This window comes from Myceligenerans cantabricum (genome assembly GCF_054777735.1).
In genome coordinates this window covers 88,308-104,727 of sequence record NZ_BAAHAJ010000012.1, presented here as the reverse complement: position 1 = coordinate 104,727, position 16,420 = coordinate 88,308, and the positions used below count along the sequence as shown (strand labels likewise).

Sequence of the window (16,420 nt, the reverse complement as noted above, 5' to 3'; positions counted from 1 at the left end):
TCGTCGTGCCCCCACCACCGCCGACCCAGTGGCCACCCACCCCTCCGCCGCAACCCACCCCTCCGCCGAGCCGCCGACATCTCCCGCCACCGCCCACATCTGCCACATCTGCCACCCCGACTGAACTTGCTTCAGTAGGGGTTCGAATCCATTTATCTCGCTCTGAAAGGTCTGCCAGCCCCTACTGAACGAGGATCAACAGCCGCGGGGGGGGCTGGGTGGGGGTCGGTCTTTGGCCGAGTGAGGGGGGGACGGCACGGCGGTCGGCTGGCCGGTCAGAGATGACCGGTCGGCCGGCCGCCGGGTCGCCGTTAGCGTGCGGTCGAGGCTGCGAGGTCGGCCGCCGCCTTGTTCCGGTGGGCTTGGACCTCCGCCGCAGCGGCACGCCGGCGACGCCGTGCGTCGCTCTTCTCCGCGCGCCGGAGCTTTCCGCGCTCCATGAGCGAGTAGATCACCGGCACCACGAACAGCGTGAGCAGCGTCGAGGAGACGAGCCCGCCGATCACCACGAGTGCCAGCGGCTGCGCGATGAACGCCCCGCCGCCGGTGAGCCCCAGCGCCATCGGCGTCAGCGCGAACACCGTGGCCAGAGCGGTCATCACGATGGGCCGCAGGCGCTGGCGAGAACCCTCGCGCACCGCCTCGTCGAGATCGCGGCCCGACCGGCGGTACTGGTTGATCAGGTCGATGAGCACGATCGCGTTCGAGACCACGATCCCGACCAGCATCAGCACACCGATCAGCGCCGGCACGCCCAGCGGTGTGCCGCTGAGCAGCAGCGCCCCCAGCGCGCCGGTCGCCGCGAACGGTACCGACACGAGCAGGATCAGCGGCTGCACCAGGGACCCGAACGTCGCCACCATCACGACGTACACGATGAAGATCGCCGCGACGAGAGCGAGCCCGAGGTCGTTGAACGCGTCGGCCTGCTCCGCGGCCGCACCGCCCACGACGACGCTCGCACCGGCCGGCAGGCTCACGTCCGCGATCCGCTCGTTCAGCGCCGTGGTCAGCGAGCCGAGGTCGTCACCGGCAGGCGTGACCGACACGGTGGCGGTCCGCTCGCCGTCGGTCCGCGAGATGCTGGTCGGGACGTCCTGGACGGCGACGTCCGCCAGGTCGGTGAGCTCCACCATGCCCGTCGCCGTCGGGATCTCCAGCTCCTTGAGCTCCGCGCGGGTCGCGGGCGCCTCGCCCGTGGACTCGACCACGTCGAGCCTGCGCTCGTCGAGCTCGACGGTGCCGAGCGTCTGCTCCGGCGACATCTCGCCCGCCACGATCCCGGACACCGCGGACTCGGTCAGGCCGGCCTCCGCCGCCTTCTCGCGGTCCACGGTCACCTGCACCACCTGCTGCGCGGCGGCCAGGTTGTTCGTCACCTCGGCGGCGCCGTCGACGTCGGCGACGGCGTCCTCCACCTCCGCGGCGCCCTCGGCGAGCGACTCGTTGTCGAGCGCGCTCACGACGAGGTCGACGGTCGACCCGCCGAAGCCGCTGTCCGCCGATGCCACGGTGACGTCGTCGGTCACACCCTCGACCAGCGGTTCGACGGCTTCCCGCACGTCGTCGGCGACGGCCGTACCGTCGGCCTCCTCGTCGAGCGTGATCGAGAACGAGGCCGAGTCGCCGGCGGATCCCATGAATGCCGCCTGCTCGGCCTCACCGGTGCCGACGGTGGACTGCACGGTCTCGACGCCGTCGACCTCGCTCAGGGCCTCCTCGGTGCTGCGCGCCGCGTCGTCCTGCGCGGCGAACGACGTGCCGGGCTGGAACGTCTGCGTGACGGTCAGGGTGTCCTGGCCGCTGTCGCCGATAAAGTTCGTCTCCAGGCGCGGCACCATGGCAAGCGTCCCGCCGAGCACCGCCGCGGCGATGAACAGCGTGACGACCGGGCGCCGCAGCGCGGCTCCCAGCGTCGGCACGTAGGCCCGCTGCCACAGGCCACGACGCTCCTTGGCCTCGGCGGCCTCGCGCTCGGTGGTCCGCACCGCCTCGCGCTCCTCCTCCGTCTCGCCCGGCACGACCGGCGCCTTGACGAACCAGTAGGCCAGCACCGGGACGATGGTCAGCGCGACGACGAGCGAGGCGCCCATCGCGATCGCCACGGTCAGCGCGAACGGTCGGAACAGCTCACCCGTCATGCCGCCCACCAGGGCGATCGGTGCGAACACGGCCACGGTGCAGATGGTCGACGCCGCGATCGCGCCGCCCACCTCGCGCACGGCACCGAGGATCGCGGGCAGCTTCTCCTCGCCGTACGACAGGTGTCGCTTGATGTTCTCGATGACCACGATCGCGTCGTCGACCACGCGTCCGATGGAGATCGTCAGTGCACCGAGCGTCAGGATGTTCAGCGTGTAGCCCGTGATGTTCATGATGATGAACGTGGCCGCGAGCGACAACGGGATCGAGATCGCCGACACCAGCGTGGACCGCAGCGACGCGAGGAACAGCAGGATCACGAGCACTGCGAAGATCAGGCCGAGCCCGCCCTCCGTGGACAGCCCCTCGATGGACTCCTCGATGAACGGCGCCTGGTCGAACACGACGCCGACGTTCACGTCGCGCGCCTCGAGCGTGCCGGACAGGTCGTCGAGCACGCCCTGCACGGCGTGCGACACCTCGACCGTGTTGCCGTCGGGCGTCTTGGTGATGGCGATCCCGAGCGACGGTTCGCCGTCGAGCCGTGAGGCCGACGAGACGGGCACGGGCTCACGCTCCACCTTCGCGACGTCGCCGAGGACGACGGGCTCGGGCTGAGCCGGGGCGACCTCACCCGTGGGCGGCACGGTGTCCGACGACGGGTCCTGCGCGGTCACGCCGCCCGCCGGGGCGCCGGCCGCACCGGCTGCGGCTGCCGCGTCGGCGCCCGCTGCCGGGTCCGCACCGGCACCGGCGGCACCGGCTGCGGCGCCCGCTGCGCCCTGGGCTCCGCCGGACGCGGCGGGGACGAGCGGGAGGTTCCGGAGGTCCTGGACGTCGTCGAGGCTCGTGCCGAGCTCGACGGACCAGGTCCGGTCGCCCTCGGTGAGCGTACCGCCGGGCATGACGACGCCGTTGTCCTGCAGCAGCGTGGAGAGCTGCGCGGCGGTGAGGCCGGCCGCGGCCAGCTCGTCGTCGTCCGGCGTGACGACGATGCGGTCCTCGCGCACCCCGCTGACGTCGACGCTGCGCACGTCGTCGAGCTTCTCCAGCTCGGGGACGAGGGCCGACTCGACGGTGTCGGCGAGGGCGTCGTCGGACTCGTCGCCCGCGACGGCGAGCTGCACCACGGGGAGGTCGTCGAAGGAACCCGCGATGACCTGCGGGTCGACGTCCTCGGGCAGCACCTGCCCGAGCCGCGTGATGGAGGCTTCGAGGCGCTGGGTGACGCGCTCGATATCGGTGCCGTAGGTGAACTCGACGGTGGTCATCGACAGACCGGTCGAGACGGTGGAGTTCACCGACTCGACGCCGTCGATCGTCTCGGCGGCGGACTCGATCGGCTCGGTGACACGCTCCTCGACGACGGACGGGGACGATCCGGTATAGGGCGCGACGACGATTCCCATGGGGAGCTGGAGCGACGGGATCAGCTCTTGTTTGAGCTGGCCCATGCTCAGCACGCCCATGACTGCGACCGCGACCGTCGTCAGGGCGACGACGGCGCGGTGCGCCAAGGACAAGCGGGCAAGACGGAACACGGATGCCTCCACGAACGGGCGGGACTGGGGACGGCCTCACGACGCCGTCGTCGTGGTGCAACCGGTCCAACGAGTCACGCCGACCGGAGTTCCCACTCTACGGGCATTTGTTGCAGTCGCTGCAAATTTGTTATCCGGCCACGAGCCGGGTGGCACGACTCCCTCCAGAGTAGCCCGATCCGATCGCCGAGACTTGTTTGCAAAGAACTACTTGCAAAGCTTTATTTGCGCCTGTAGTTTCAGGAGGCGCAGCCACGCCCGGCACCGAGCACCGAGCACCGAGGAGACCCGCCATGAGCACCTTCGACACCGCGTTCACCGCCACCCCGTTCCCCACCTCCCGCGCCCGGGCCGCCGCCCGCCGCTGGGGACCCCGCGCCACCGGCGCCGCGAATCCGAACGTCCGCGAGGGCGAGCGGGACCGGGCGGTCAGCCGCGTCGGACGCGCTTCCCGACGCCGGCAGGACGCCGCACGACGTGACCGCGACGCCCGACAGGACGCTCATCTGGAGCGCATCCGCGACAACGCCGCGGCCACCCACCCGCTGGGACTGCGCTGAGCCCGCCGGCCCGGCGGCCCGGTCACGACGGCACCGCAGCACCGGTGAATGCGCGAGTCGCCGTGGACCACGAAGTAGCGTCTGGTCCATGACCGGAGCGAACGAGCAGAGCGACCCCCTGGACGCGCCCGAGCCCCCGGCGCCTCCCCCGCGGCTCGGGCCGGCCGCACTCCGGGCGCTCGCGCACCCGCTGCGGCTGCGGATTCTCGACCTGCTGTCGACCCGTGGCTCGCTGACGGCGAGCAAGCTCGGCGAGATCGTCGGGGAGTCCAGCGGGTCCACGAGCTACCACCTTCGCCAGCTCGCGAAGCACGGGCTCGTCCAAGAGATCGAGGGCAAGGGCACGACTCGCGAACGCTGGTGGGAACGGCCGCCCGGGGGCTTCTCGGTCTCGTCCCTGGAGCAGGACTCGCCGTCGGCGCTGGCTGCGGCCAACATCGTCAACCACGAGACGATCCGCATGCGCAATGATCGCTCGCTGCGGTTCGTCGAGAGAGTCATGGCCGAGACCGACGGCCGTTCGCTCCTGCAGCACGCCTGGCGAGACGCCGTCACCTTCACCACGATGAACAAGTGGGCCACACCCGAACAGGTGGCCTCCGTCATCGACGCATGGAACCAGTTCGTCGTCGAGCACCTCGATCCGCTCGACAGCCGTGAGGGCACGCCCGGTACGGTTCCCGTCGAGATCCACTTCGACGTGTTCCCCCTCGTCGACAGCCACGGCGACCCGCTCTGACCGGCGCGGCGACCCGGCCCGCCGCGTTGCCGCGCCGCGCCGATCTGCCGTCGGCAGATCTGCCGCGAGCCGAAGGGTGTTCCGGGGCAGGACGACGTCGGACACCGTGGTGGGCATGACCGACAGCCAGACCATCCCCCTCGACGACCACCTCGCCACGCGCCTGCTGCACCAGCGCATCGTCATGATCGGGCACGAGATCGACGACGCCCTGGCGAACCGTGTGACCGCCCAGCTCCTGCTGCTTTCCGCAGAGGACCAGGACGCCGACATCGCCCTCTACATCAACTCCCCCGGCGGCTCGATCTCCCCGGGCATGGGGGTGTACGACACGATGCGGCTGCTGCCCAACGACGTCGCGACCGTGGCGCTCGGGTTCACCGGGTCGATGGCACAGGTGCTGCTCACGGCCGGCACCGCCGGGAAGCGGTACGCGCTGCCGCACGCGCGGATCATGATGCGCCAGCCGCTCGGCGGGATCGGCGGGACCGTCTCGGACATCACCACCCAGGCCGAGAACCTCCAGCACACGAAGGACGTCGTGACCCGGATCCTGGCCGACCACACCGGGCAGCCACCCGAGACGATCGCCGCCGACTCCGACCGCGACCGCTGGTTCACCGCCGAGCAGGCCCAGGCCTACGGGATCGTGGACACGGTGGTCGAGCAGCTGCCCGACGTCCGTCCGTCGGGCCACGGACGGCGCGCAGGGCTCTAGGCCGCGAGGAGCACGGTGTCCTGGGCCGGGCCGGCGTCGCGGGCCGTCCGGCTCGGGAGCCGGGTCAGGTCCGCCCTCCTGGCACGTTCGGGGCCGACGAAGCCCGCACGGCCGCGGCGAGCACGGGCGGACAGTACCCGCACCCGGCGCTCCTCCTCGGCCTGGGCGGCCGCCAGCGTCAGGTCGGCCCACGCACGCTCGACGAGATCGGCCAGCTTCATGCCGAGCGCCGCGCACACGGCGGCCAGCACCTCGGACGAGGCCTCCTTGCGGCCGCGCTCGACCTCTGACAGGTACGCGGTGGAGACTCGCGCCGCGGTGGCGACGTCGGACAGGGTGCGGCGCTGCGCCGTGCGGGCACGCCGCAGGATCTTGCCCACGAGATCTCGCAGGAGGGGTTCCGGCGTCGTGCCGAAGTCGGCCGGCTCTCCCGTCCGGCTCATCTGCTGCGTCGGCTGTGTCGTCACGTTGCCTACCGCCCTCCCCGTCGACTGTTTCCCACCGTAGCCGGGGACACTGACACCGGAACAGGAGGCGGCGCCGGTCGACCGTCGTCGTACGCCAGCGGCGTAAGGGCGGAACAACCCGAGCCTCCGGGCCGGGCCTGTCCGATGAGCGGCCGGCTCCCTCCACCGAGGTCCCCGGCGGCGCGGGACCCGGCGCACGGCTCGGCAGGGCCGCGGTCGGCACCTGCGCCCTCGGCCGGCTTCACGCGGGTGTCGCCCGCGGGCGGAACACCTTGCGATAGGCCCCCGGCGTGACGCCCAGGACCTGTGCGAACTGCGATCGGAAGTTGCTCGTGGTGGGGAACCCCGTGTGCGCGGCGACCCGGTCCACCGTGTGGTCGGTGGTCTCCAGCAGCTCCTGCGCGTGACGGATGCGCACGCCGGCGACCCACTGCATCGGGCTCTGTCCTGTCTCGTCCTTGAAGCGGCGCGTCAGCGTGCGCGCGCTCGTGCCCGCCGCGCCGGCGAGGTCCGCGAGCGTCAGGTCGCGGTGCGCGTTCGCCTCGATCCACGCGAGTACGGGTCCGAGGGTCGGGGTCCGGGACGTCGGTCGGTTCCGGACGATGTACTGCGCCTGCCCTCCTGGGCGGTGCAGCGGGGCGACCGCCAGGCGCGCGGCGTCCGCCGCGACGGCCGTTCCGTAGTCGCGCTGGACGATGTGCAGGCACAGGTCGAGGCCGGACGCCGCGCCCGCGGAGGTCAGGATGTCCCCGCCGTCCGTGTAGAGCACGTCCGGGTCGAGCCGCACGGCCGGGTGCCTGGACGCGAGCTCGTCCGCCGCGAGCCAGTGGGTCGTGGCGTCCCGGCCGTCCAGCAAGCCGGCCTCCGCGAGCGTGAAAGCGCCCACGCAGATCGATGCGACCCGGGTCCCTCGCTCTGCCGCGGTCCGCAAGGCGGACAGGACGGCCGGCGGGGTGGGGACGGACAGGTCGTTCCTGCCCGGCACCACGACGAGGTCGGCGCGTTCGAGGGCGTCCAGGCCCTCGTCGATCATCAGTCTCAGCGGACCTGCCTGGACCGACTGCTCGGGGCCGGCGACGACGATCCGGTACCCGGGTCTGCCGTCCGGGAGACGGACGCGCCCGAACGTCTCGATGGGGGTGGCCAGATCGAAGGCGATCGTGTCCGGGAGCGCGAGCACGACGACCGTGAACATGCTCGCAGGATAGGCCATCATGGCCGATGGCGAGATACAGGCGAAGCATGTCCTGATAGTCATTGTCCTGCACGCGGGGGACGACAAGGATGGAGCGAGCATCCCGTGAAAGGAACCCACCCATGCCCCAACCTCGCGCCCAGTTCGTGCTCTTCGACGGATTCGACCCGCTCGATGTCGTCGCCCCGTTCGAAGCGCTGACCGCCGGCAACGACTTCCTCGGCGGAGCGTTCACCGTGGAGCTCGTCAGCGCGAGCGGTCCGGGCGTCGTGCGATCCGGCACGCCGCAGATATCCCTCACGGCGGTCGCCGCGCTCGATCCCGACGCACCCGGCTACGTGCTGGTCCCCGGAGCGGTGGGCCCTGTCGACGGCGACCCCGATGCCGGCGACGAGACCATCCCCGTGCTCCTGGGACGGTTCGCGTCCAGCGAGGCGATGCCCCTGATCGCTCGCGCGCTCGACAACCCGGGCGCCACCGTCGCCGCGTACTGCGGCGGCTCGCTCGCGCTCGGGATGGCCGGCCTCATCGAAGGACGCACCGCGACCACGCACGCGCTCGGACTCGACATGCTCGACGCCACCGGCGTGCACGCCGTTCGCGCGCGCGTGGTGGACGACGGCGACCTCATCAGCGGCGGCGGCGTCACCTCGGGCCTCGACGTCGCGCTCTACCTGCTCGAACGCGACTTCGGCTCCCAGACCGCGCACCAGGTCGAGGAGCTGTTCGAGTACGAGCGGCGCGGCGTCACCGTGCGGAGCGGGCGTCAGCTCGCGGCATGACCTGCCTCATCCCCCGGAACGGAAAGACACGAGGACACGCATGAGCACCATCGCCGGAACCTGGCTGCTACGGATGAAGACCCCCGTCGGCACCATCGAGGCCACCTACCGTTTCGAGGACGCTGGCGGGATGATCCACGGTAGTGCGAGCGGCAGCGGCGAGACCACGACGCTCACCGACATCGCCGTCGACGACGGACCGGACGGTCAGCGCGTCACCTGGCGGCAGCGCATCACCCGGCCGATCCGGCTCGACCTCGACTACGAGGTCACCGTCGACGGGGACGCTCTCGCCGGAGAGTCCCGCGCCGGACGGCTGCCACGCACCCGCGTCACCGGTGAACGGATCGGCGCGTGAGCGCCTTCCTCCTCTCGGTCCACGTGCTCGCGGCCATCCTCACCATCGGACCGGTCGCCGTCACCGCGAGCATGTTCCCGCGGTTCGCGCGCCTCGCCCTCGCGGCGCCCGACGACCCGAGGAAGGTCGCCGTGGTCCGCATCCTGCACCGCATCACGCGCGTCTACGCCGTGACCGGGGTGCTCGTCCCCGTGTTCGGCATCGCCACCGGCGCGAGTCTCGGCGTTCTCGGTGACGCCTGGCTGATCGTCTCGATGGTCCTCACCGCTGCCGCGGCCGTGCTCCTGATCACCGCCGTCCTGCCGGCCCAGGCCCGCGTCGCGCGCACCGTCGACGCACGCGGGGCCGAGGCGGGCGGGGACGACGCGCGCGACCCGGTGCCCGACACGGCCGCCCGCCGGCTCGGCATGCTGACGGGCGCGTTCAACCTGCTCTGGGCCGTCGTGGTCGTCCTGATGATCTACCGGCCCGGCTCGACCACGGGAGTGGGCCCATGAGCCCGCGGCGCATCCTGCAGGTCGTCGGGGCCGCCGAGCTCGTCACGCTCGTCCTCATGCTCGTCAACCTCGCCACCGTCCACGCGCCGGAGGTGTCAGGCGTTCTCGGCCCCGTGCACGGGCTCGCGTACACGGCCACCGTCATCACCGCGGTGCTCGTACGAGGGGAGAGCCACCGGGTCTGGCTGGCGGCGCTCCTGCCCGGGATCGGCGGCCTCCTCGCCTCCCGTGCCGCGTCCCCGGCACGACTGGAACGGCTGCTGCTGGACGACGAGCCGTAGGCGAGAGCGTGCGGCCGTTCGCGTCGCCGCTCGACCGGGCGGCAACGCGAACGCCCTCACCTCGGCCGCAGGCGCGGACACGGCTCGAACCCCGGCCCTCGGTGCTGCGGGCCGCGGTTCGAGCCGCACGCGCCGGGTGCCCCCAACGGGATTCGAACCCGTACCGTGCCGGGTTTAAGCCGGCTGCCTCTACCAGTTGGGCCATGAGGGCGTCGGGTCAGAGCCTAGTCGTCAGAGCAGCGCGGGCACTTCCTCCGGGGTGTGTTCCACCGACCCGGCGGCCTCGTCCGGCGGTGCCGGAGGAAGCTCTCGCCCACGGTGCGCGCCCTGCGTCGGCCAGGACCACCTCGCCGCGGAACGCGAGCCTCGCGACGTCCCCGACGCCCGTCAGCCCTGGGCGGGCAGACGCGCCTCGATCCTGGCGATCACGTCGTCCAGCACGGGCGTCTCGATGCCGTGCGCGACGGCTCGGCGCCGCACGGCTCCGCCGATGGCGTCGAGCTCACCCGCCCGGCCGGTCTCGACGTCCGCCTGCAGGGAGGACCGCATCGGGGCGGGCAGGCCGCTCAGGATGCCGTGCAGCTCCTCACCCGAGGCCGGCACGCCCTCCGCGGTCGCGACCGCGGCGATCTCGGCGAGCAGCCCGGACGTCAGCCGCGGGTCGTGCGCGAGCGCGTCCCCGATGCCGGTCGCCCAGGCCGACGTGAGCAGCGCGTGCGGGGCGAGGAACCGGAGCTTCTTCCACAGCACCTCGGCGCCGGTCCCGCCGTCGACGACGTCGATGGGGGTGTCACGCAGCGCGGTGACGACACCGAGCCCGGCGGCGTCGTCCGGCACGACCACCCGCAGCAGCTCCCCGCGGTGGCGGATCCGGGGCGGGCCCGCCTCTCCCGCACCCGTCCGGAGCGTCTCCCCCGCGATGGTCGCGCCGACGACTCGCGTCCCGGGCAGCGCCGAACGCAGCACGTCGACGTGGTCCAGGCCGTTGAGCAGGGAGATCACCTCGACGGGTGCCGTTCCCGCGAGCAGGTCCGCGGTCGCCGCGACTCCCTCCGCCTTGACCGCGACGACCACGCGCGCCCCGTGCGGAACAGCGGTCACCGCGCTCAAGGGTGCGTGCCAGGTGCCGTACCTGTCGGTCTCGATCTCGATGCCGTGCTCCGCGATCTGGGCGGCGGTGCGGTCGCGGGCGATCACGACGACGTCGTGCCCGGCCTGCTGGAGCAGGGCGGCGACGAGGCCGCCGATCGCGCCGGGACCGATGACGGCGAGAGGGGTGTCAGCCATGGGCCCATGGTAGGTGGGCTGCGCCCAGGCTCCGCACGGCGGCCTGCCGACCGACCAGGCTACTTCCGGGCCGAGGCCTCGGCCTTCTGCTCGACCTGCTCCGCCTTCGGCTTCGGCGGCACGGCCGCGGCGCGGAACTCGTTGCGCGGGTCGTGCAGCGAGCCGAGCGAGACCAGCTCACGGCCCATGAGGAACTGGCCCATCCAGCCGATCATGATGCGGACCTTGCGGTTGCCGGTCGGCATCGCCATGACGTGGTAGCCACGGTGCGCCAGCCAGGCGAGCGGGCCGCGCAGCTTCAACCAGCCGAACAGCTCCGCGACGCCCTTGTACAGGCCGAGCGACGCCACGACACCCACGTTCTTGTGCTCGTAGTCCTGCGCCGGGCGGCCCTTGTGCTCCGCGACGATGTTGTCGGCCAGGCGCTTCGCCTCGCGGATCGCGTGCTGCGCGTTGGGCGGGCAGAACGTGCCGGGGTTCAGGACGTCGGGCACGGCGGCGCAGTCGCCCGCGGCCCACGCGCCCTCGACGATCGCGCCGTCCTCGGTCACCACCTGCAGTGTCGGCTTGACCGTCACGCGGCCCAGCTTGTCGACCGGGAGGTCCGAGTCCTCCTTGATGACCGGGTTCGCCTTGACGCCGGCGGTCCACACGATCGTGTCGGAGTCGAACTCGACGCCCGTCGAGGTGACGACGTGCCCGCCCTCGCAGGACGACAGGAACGTGCTGAGGTGGAACTCGATGCCGCGTTCCTTCATGGTCTGCAGCGCGTAGAGCGCCATCGGCTCGGTGACCTCGGGCAGGATGCGGCCCGCACCCTCGATCATGACGAACCGCAGGTCCTCGGGGAAGATCGTGTCGTACTGCCGGGTCGCGTACCGCGCCATGTCCTCGATCTCGGCGAGGGCCTCGATGCCCGCGAAGCCACCGCCGACGAACGTGAAGGTGAGCATCCGGGTGCGCAGGTCGGCGTCCCAGGTGGAGGACGCGACGTCGAGGCGGTTGATCACGTGGTTGCGGACCGCGATGGCCTCCTCCACGTTCTTGAAGCCGATGGCGGTCTCCGCGAGGCCCGGGATCGGGAGGGTGCGGGACACGGAGCCGAGCCCGACGACGAGCTGGTCGTACGAGACCTCGTACGCGTCGCCCTCCTCGGGCGTGATCTGGACGTGCTTGCGCCCGTGCTCGATCTTCGTGACCTTGCCCTGCAGCACGTCGATGCCCTTGAGGGCCTGGCGGTGCGGCGCGACGACGTCGCGCGCGTCGATGGAGCCGGCGCCCGCCTCGGGCAGGAACGGCGCGTAGGTCATGTACGGCCTGGGGTCGACGACGACGATCGCCGCGTCCCGCTTCTTCAGCTTCCTGCGCAGGCGGCGCGCCACGTAGAGGCCGACGGACCCGCCGCCGAGCACCACGATGCGCGGGGTCTTGCGCGGGCGAGGCGCGTCCGACGCGTTCTGGGCATGGCTGACCGAGGTCAGGTCGTTCTGAGGCATGATTCTCAGACTACCGCCATTGCGGGCGACCACACGTGCGCCGTCCACCGGCTCACGGCGTGACGCCCGCCACTGTGAACGACGCCACGATGCCCGGCCGTGGCGACCGGGCCCGGGCGGTGGCCGGACGGTCGGCCGTGGCCATCGAGCCCGGGCGGTGGCCGGACGGTCGGCCGTGGCCGCGGTGCCCGGCCGGTGGCTGCAGTGCCGAGCCGGTGGCTACAGGGAGAGCGCGATGCCGTCCAGGATGTCGTGCTCGCTCGTCACGACGTCCGTGAGCGTGCCGCCGGCGGCCTCGACGTCGTGCGCCACTCTCCGGATCACCTCCGACCAGACCAGAGCGCCGGCAGCGATGACGTCCACCCGCCCGGGGTGCAGGAACCCCATCGCCTGACGTTCGGGGCGGGTCGCGGCGAGCATCGCGGCGCACGAGTCGAGCACGGTCCGCACGGGGAGCATCGCGCCGTCGATCCGGTCGCGGCTGTACGCCGTCAGCCCGAGGGCGTGCCCGGTCACCGTCGTCACGGTGCCGGCGAGGCCGACGAGCGTGGCCGTGCTGCCGAGGGGCACGACGGCGGTCGCCGCGTCGAGCGCCTTGCGCACGTCGGCGCGCGCCGCCTCGATCTGCGCGGGTGACGGCGGGGCGTCGGGGGTCTCCGGGACCAGGTGGCGCTCCGTCATCCGCACCGAGCCGACGTCCATCGAGTGGGCCGCCTCGACGCGGTCCGTCCCGAGGACGAGCTCGGTCGACCCACCACCGAGGTCCACCACGAGGGACGCTCCGGGGCGGGTCCGCGCCACCGCGCTCGTGGCTCCGCGGAAGGAGAGCGCCGCCTCCTCCTCCCCGGAGATCACCTCGCCGTCGACCCCGAGGATCTCGCGGACGCCGGAGAAGAACGCGTCGCGGTTGCGCGCGTCCCGGGTGGCGGACGTCGCGACGAACCGCACCTTCGCCGCACCCAACTCCGCGATGACCTCCGCGTACTGCCGTGTCGCGGCCAGCGTCCGCTCCAGCGCCTCGGGGTGCAGCTCACCGGTGCGGTCGACGCCCTGACCGAGCCGCACGATCTCCATCCGGCGATCGAGCTCGTTCAGCGACCCGTCGTCGTCGACGTCGGCCACGAGCAGGCGGATCGAGTTGGTACCACAGTCGATGGCGGCGACGCGGGTGGTCATGGGGCGGGCTCCTCGGCATCGCGCTCGGAGGCCGGCGGACGTGCCGGACGGGGAGCGCGATCGGTCGTGACGTGACGTGGATGATCGGTCGCGGGGTGAACGATCGGTCGTTCAATCTACCGATCATTCACGCGCGGAACGACCAGGCGAGCGGTCCTGGCGGGCGCGCCGACCGAGGCCGGCCGCGGTGCCGCGGCGCGGGTACCGGCAGGCGCCGCGGCGACGGCCCGCGGGTGCCGCGGCGCGGGGGCGTCAGCAGGTGCAGCGGTCCCGGCGCCACGTGTCGGCGACGAGGGCCAGCGCCTCGTCGCCGAGCGGGTTCACGCCGGGGCCCGCCGCGAGCGCGTGCGCGACGAGCGCGTGCAGGCACTTCACGCGGGCCGGCATCCCGCCCGCCGAGATCCCCTCGATCTCCTCGACGTGGCCGATCTTCTCCCGCTGTGCGACGTAGTGCTCGTGCGCCGCGCGGTATGCGGCGGCCAGCTCCTCGTCCTCGCCGAGCCGCGCGTTCATCTCCTTCATCGCGCCGTTCGCCTCGAGCGTCGAGGCCGCCGCGACCGCGCCCGGGTGCGACAGGTAGAAGGTGGTGGGGAACGGCGTCCCGTCCGGCAGGCGCGGCGCCGTCCGCGCCACCAGCGGCCGCCCGCACACGCAGCGCGCAGCGATCCCGACGACGCCGCGCGGCACCCGCCCGAGCTGCTCCTCGAGCACGGCGAGATCCTGGGGGTCGACGGCCTGGGAACTCACGAAAGAACTCACCGGCTCATTCTCTCGCACCCGACGGTGCGGGCGACGCGGGAGGCCGGGCACCGCGAGCCCGGACGTGGCGGCGCGCCCGGGGAGACGAACCGGGACTGCCGGCGCTACTCCGAGTCGGCGATGCGGAGGGAGTCCCAGAGCTTCGTGTACCAGGGGGTGTCGCCGTCCTCGGACAGCCGCCCGGTCTCCACCGGGCCGGGCTCCGGCTCCTCCTCCCGGACCGACTCGCTGTCGAGCGTCCGCCACGGCTGGTCCCCGGGCATGACGAAGCGCAGCCTGGTCCTCGCCTGCTCGATCACGTAGGAGCGGTCGTCCCAGCGCGACAGCTCGTTCTCCAGCTCGTCCTTGTCCGCCTGCTGCTGGGAGAGCTCCTGCTGCAGGTCCGACAGCTCCGCCTGCTGTGCCACCACCGCACGCACGGTCGGCAGCAGGAGCACCACCGCGAGCAGCACCACGGCCGACAGCACGAGCGCGCGCACCGTCAGCACCTCCGGCACCCCGAACCCGAACCGCGACGTCTGCCGCTCGGACCGTGCCGGCCGGGCCACCTTGCCGGAGCCGGCGGGCGCGCTCGCGCTCGTGGTCCGGCGCGGACGCGGCTGCGGCGGCCGCTTGCCGAGGCCGCCGGTGCCCGTGCCGTTCCTGGTGCTGGAGCCCGCGCCGGTGCTGCGTGGCTTGCGGGGGCCGCCGTCCGACGTCGGCCGTGGCCGGGCCGCCGAGGCACCGGTCCCCTGTCCCGCACCTGCTCGGCCCGCACCTGCTCGGCCATCACCGGCCGACGTCGTCCCCGGGTCCTTGGACGGCTGCGGCCGGGCAGCCGGACGCCGCCGTCCCGGACCGGACGGTGACGCGGGACGACGAGTGGGAGGCACGTCCCCGATTCTGCCGACCAACCGCCTGCTGATCACCACATTTGCGACGGCGCGCCGCCGCCGGCCTCTGCGAGACACGACTGACGGTGCCTCAGCGGGCGGCGCGCGACCGCCAGTCACCGGTCGACGGCCGTCCCAGGCCGTCTGACCCACCAGGCGTGACGGGGCGAAGAACGAGGGACGCGGTGGTATGTCGAGAGGAAGGTCTGCCGGCATACCACCGCGGGTCGGCGGGCGGGCGGTGAACCGCGGCCCGCCGGACGTCAGCCCTGGAAGCGGGGGAACGCCGAACGGCCGGCGTACTCGCCGGCCTCGTCGAGGGCGTCCTCGATGCGCAGGAGCTGGTTGTACTTGTTGATGCGCTCGCCGCGGGCCGTCGCACCGGTCTTGATCTGACCGGCGTTCGTGGCCACGGACAGGTCCGCGATGGTGGTGTCCTCGGTCTCGCCGGAGCGGTGCGAGGTCATCGTGGTGAAGCCGTTGCGCTGGGCGAGCGTGACGGCGTCGAGCGTCTCGGTCAGCGTGCCGATCTGGTTGAGCTTGACCAGCAGCGAGTTCGCGGACTTCTCCGCGATACCGCGGGCCAGGCGCTCCGGGTTGGTGACGAACAGGTCGTCGCCCACGATCTGCACCTTGTCGCCCACGGTCTCCATGAGCGCGGACCAGGCGCCCCACTCGTCCTCGCTCAGCGGGTCCTCGATGGACACGAGCGGGTAGTCGGCCACGAGCTGCGCGTAGTAGTCGACCATCTCGTCGGTCGACTTCTTGCCGCCCTCGAAGGAGTACGAGCCCTCGGAGAAGAACTCCGTGGAGGCCACGTCGAGCGCGAGCGCGACGTCGGTGCCCGGCGTGTAGCCGGCCTTCTGGATGGCGACGAGGATCAGGTCCAGCGCCTCACGGTTGCTCGCGAGGTTCGGTGCGAAGCCGCCCTCGTCGCCGAGCCCGGTGGACAGGCTCTTCTCCTTCAGCACGGACTTCAGCGCGTGGTAGACCTCGGCGCCGGTACGCAGCGCCTCCTTGAAGGTCGGGGCGCCGATCGGCGCGATCATGAACTCCTGGATGTCCACGTTCGAGTCCGCGTGCGACCCGCCGTTCAGGATGTTCATCATCGGGACGGGCAGCACGTGCGCGTTCGGCCCGCCGACGTAGCGGAACAGGTCCAGGTTCGACGACTTCGCGGCAGCCTTCGCGACCGCGAGCGACACGCCCAGCACCGCGTTGGCGCCGAGGCTGCCCTTGTTCGGGGTGCCGTCCAGCGCCAGCATCGTCGCGTCGACGATGCGCTGCTCCTCGGCGTCGTACCCGATCAGCTCGGGGGCGATCTGCTCGTTCACCGCGGCGACTGCCTGCTCCGTGCCCTTGCCCAGGTAGCGGCTCTTGTCGCCGTCGCGCTTCTCGACGGCCTCGAACGCGCCCGTCGACGCGCCCGACGGCACACCGGCGCGGGCGTACGTGCCGTCGTCCAGGACGATCTCGACCTCGACGGTCGGGTTGCCGCGCGAGTCCAGGATCTCGCGTGCTCCAACGGCTTCGATGCTAGCCACGGATTC

General features: G+C 72.2%; 16 protein-coding genes and 1 tRNA gene. 7 read left to right on the top strand and 10 right to left on the bottom strand.

Features of this window, described 5'->3' with window-relative positions; genetic code table 11:
- Window positions 1–311 precede the first annotated feature (311 nt).
- On the bottom strand, window positions 312–3,683 hold the full coding sequence (locus tag ACYU96_RS17015; protein WP_460756140.1) for an efflux RND transporter permease subunit: 3,372 nt from the start codon (window positions 3,681–3,683) through the stop codon (window positions 312–314).
- A 293-nt stretch (window positions 3,684–3,976) separates the two neighbouring features.
- Between ACYU96_RS17015 and ACYU96_RS17010 the strand changes: the two genes are divergently transcribed.
- The 3 genes from ACYU96_RS17010 (at window position 3,977) to ACYU96_RS17000 (ending at window position 5,700) form a co-directional block, all read left to right on the top strand.
- Entirely contained in the window at window positions 3,977–4,243 is a 267-nt protein-coding gene (locus ACYU96_RS17010) for a hypothetical protein (protein WP_460756137.1), read from the top strand.
- Between the two features lie 88 nt (window positions 4,244–4,331).
- Entirely contained in the window at window positions 4,332–4,982 is a 651-nt protein-coding gene (locus tag ACYU96_RS17005) for an ArsR/SmtB family transcription factor (protein WP_460756134.1), read from the top strand.
- 115 nt (window positions 4,983–5,097) lie between these two features.
- Window positions 5,098–5,700, top strand: a complete 603-nt coding sequence (locus tag ACYU96_RS17000) for a ClpP family protease (RefSeq protein WP_460756132.1) — start codon at window positions 5,098–5,100, stop codon at window positions 5,698–5,700.
- On the opposite strand, the gene ACYU96_RS16995 is transcribed toward ACYU96_RS17000, so the two are convergent.
- Both ACYU96_RS16995 and ACYU96_RS16990 read right to left on the bottom strand, forming a co-directional pair.
- Complete coding sequence (locus ACYU96_RS16995; RefSeq protein ID WP_460756129.1) at window positions 5,697–6,167, bottom strand: helix-turn-helix domain-containing protein; 471 nt, start codon at window positions 6,165–6,167, stop codon at window positions 5,697–5,699. The two genes, ACYU96_RS17000 and ACYU96_RS16995, sit on opposite strands and share 4 nt — an antisense overlap.
- A gap of 241 nt (window positions 6,168–6,408) precedes the next feature.
- The gene (locus ACYU96_RS16990) at window positions 6,409–7,362 is read right to left on the bottom strand and encodes a GlxA family transcriptional regulator (RefSeq protein WP_460756127.1); all 954 of its coding nucleotides are present in this window, start codon (window positions 7,360–7,362) and stop codon (window positions 6,409–6,411) included.
- A 122-nt stretch (window positions 7,363–7,484) separates the two neighbouring features.
- Between ACYU96_RS16990 and ACYU96_RS16985 the strand changes: the two genes are divergently transcribed.
- The 4 genes from ACYU96_RS16985 to ACYU96_RS16970 are packed head-to-tail and all read left to right on the top strand — an operon-like array spanning window position 7,485 to window position 9,280.
- Window positions 7,485–8,144, top strand: a complete 660-nt coding sequence (locus ACYU96_RS16985; protein ID WP_460756124.1) for a DJ-1/PfpI family protein — start codon at window positions 7,485–7,487, stop codon at window positions 8,142–8,144.
- Between the two features lie 40 nt (window positions 8,145–8,184).
- Entirely contained in the window at window positions 8,185–8,502 is a 318-nt protein-coding gene (locus ACYU96_RS16980) for a hypothetical protein (protein WP_460756121.1), read from the top strand.
- Window positions 8,499–8,999, top strand: a complete 501-nt coding sequence (locus ACYU96_RS16975; RefSeq protein ID WP_460756119.1) for a DUF2269 family protein — start codon at window positions 8,499–8,501, stop codon at window positions 8,997–8,999. The genes ACYU96_RS16980 and ACYU96_RS16975 overlap by 4 nt, the downstream gene beginning before the upstream one ends.
- A complete protein-coding gene (locus ACYU96_RS16970; protein WP_460756117.1) occupies window positions 8,996–9,280 on the top strand; it encodes a hypothetical protein in 285 nt (94 codons plus the stop codon). The genes ACYU96_RS16975 and ACYU96_RS16970 overlap by 4 nt, the downstream gene beginning before the upstream one ends.
- A gap of 137 nt (window positions 9,281–9,417) precedes the next feature.
- Here the strand turns inward: ACYU96_RS16970 and ACYU96_RS16965 are convergent.
- From ACYU96_RS16965 to eno, 7 genes are all read right to left on the bottom strand, one after another.
- A tRNA-Leu gene (locus ACYU96_RS16965) sits at window positions 9,418–9,491 on the bottom strand.
- Between the two features lie 176 nt (window positions 9,492–9,667).
- Window positions 9,668–10,567, bottom strand: coding sequence for a ketopantoate reductase family protein (locus tag ACYU96_RS16960; protein ID WP_460756114.1), 900 nt, complete (start codon window positions 10,565–10,567; stop codon window positions 9,668–9,670).
- 59 nt (window positions 10,568–10,626) lie between these two features.
- The gene (locus tag ACYU96_RS16955; protein ID WP_460756112.1) at window positions 10,627–12,063 is read right to left on the bottom strand and encodes an NAD(P)/FAD-dependent oxidoreductase; all 1,437 of its coding nucleotides are present in this window, start codon (window positions 12,061–12,063) and stop codon (window positions 10,627–10,629) included.
- Window positions 12,064–12,282: 219 nt separating this feature from the next.
- On the bottom strand, window positions 12,283–13,239 hold the full coding sequence (locus ACYU96_RS16950) for a Ppx/GppA phosphatase family protein (protein ID WP_460756109.1): 957 nt from the start codon (window positions 13,237–13,239) through the stop codon (window positions 12,283–12,285).
- Window positions 13,240–13,491: 252 nt separating this feature from the next.
- Entirely contained in the window at window positions 13,492–13,998 is a 507-nt protein-coding gene (locus tag ACYU96_RS16945; RefSeq protein ID WP_460756106.1) for a DUF501 domain-containing protein, read from the bottom strand.
- A gap of 104 nt (window positions 13,999–14,102) precedes the next feature.
- Window positions 14,103–14,870 carry an FtsB family cell division protein gene (locus tag ACYU96_RS16940; RefSeq protein WP_460756104.1) on the bottom strand — a complete coding sequence of 256 codons (768 nt, stop codon included), beginning with the start codon at window positions 14,868–14,870 and terminating at the stop codon, window positions 14,103–14,105.
- A gap of 263 nt (window positions 14,871–15,133) precedes the next feature.
- Window positions 15,134–16,414 carry a phosphopyruvate hydratase gene (gene eno, locus ACYU96_RS16935; RefSeq protein WP_460756102.1) on the bottom strand — a complete coding sequence of 427 codons (1,281 nt, stop codon included), beginning with the start codon at window positions 16,412–16,414 and terminating at the stop codon, window positions 15,134–15,136.
- Between the last annotated feature and the right edge of the window lie 6 nt (window positions 16,415–16,420).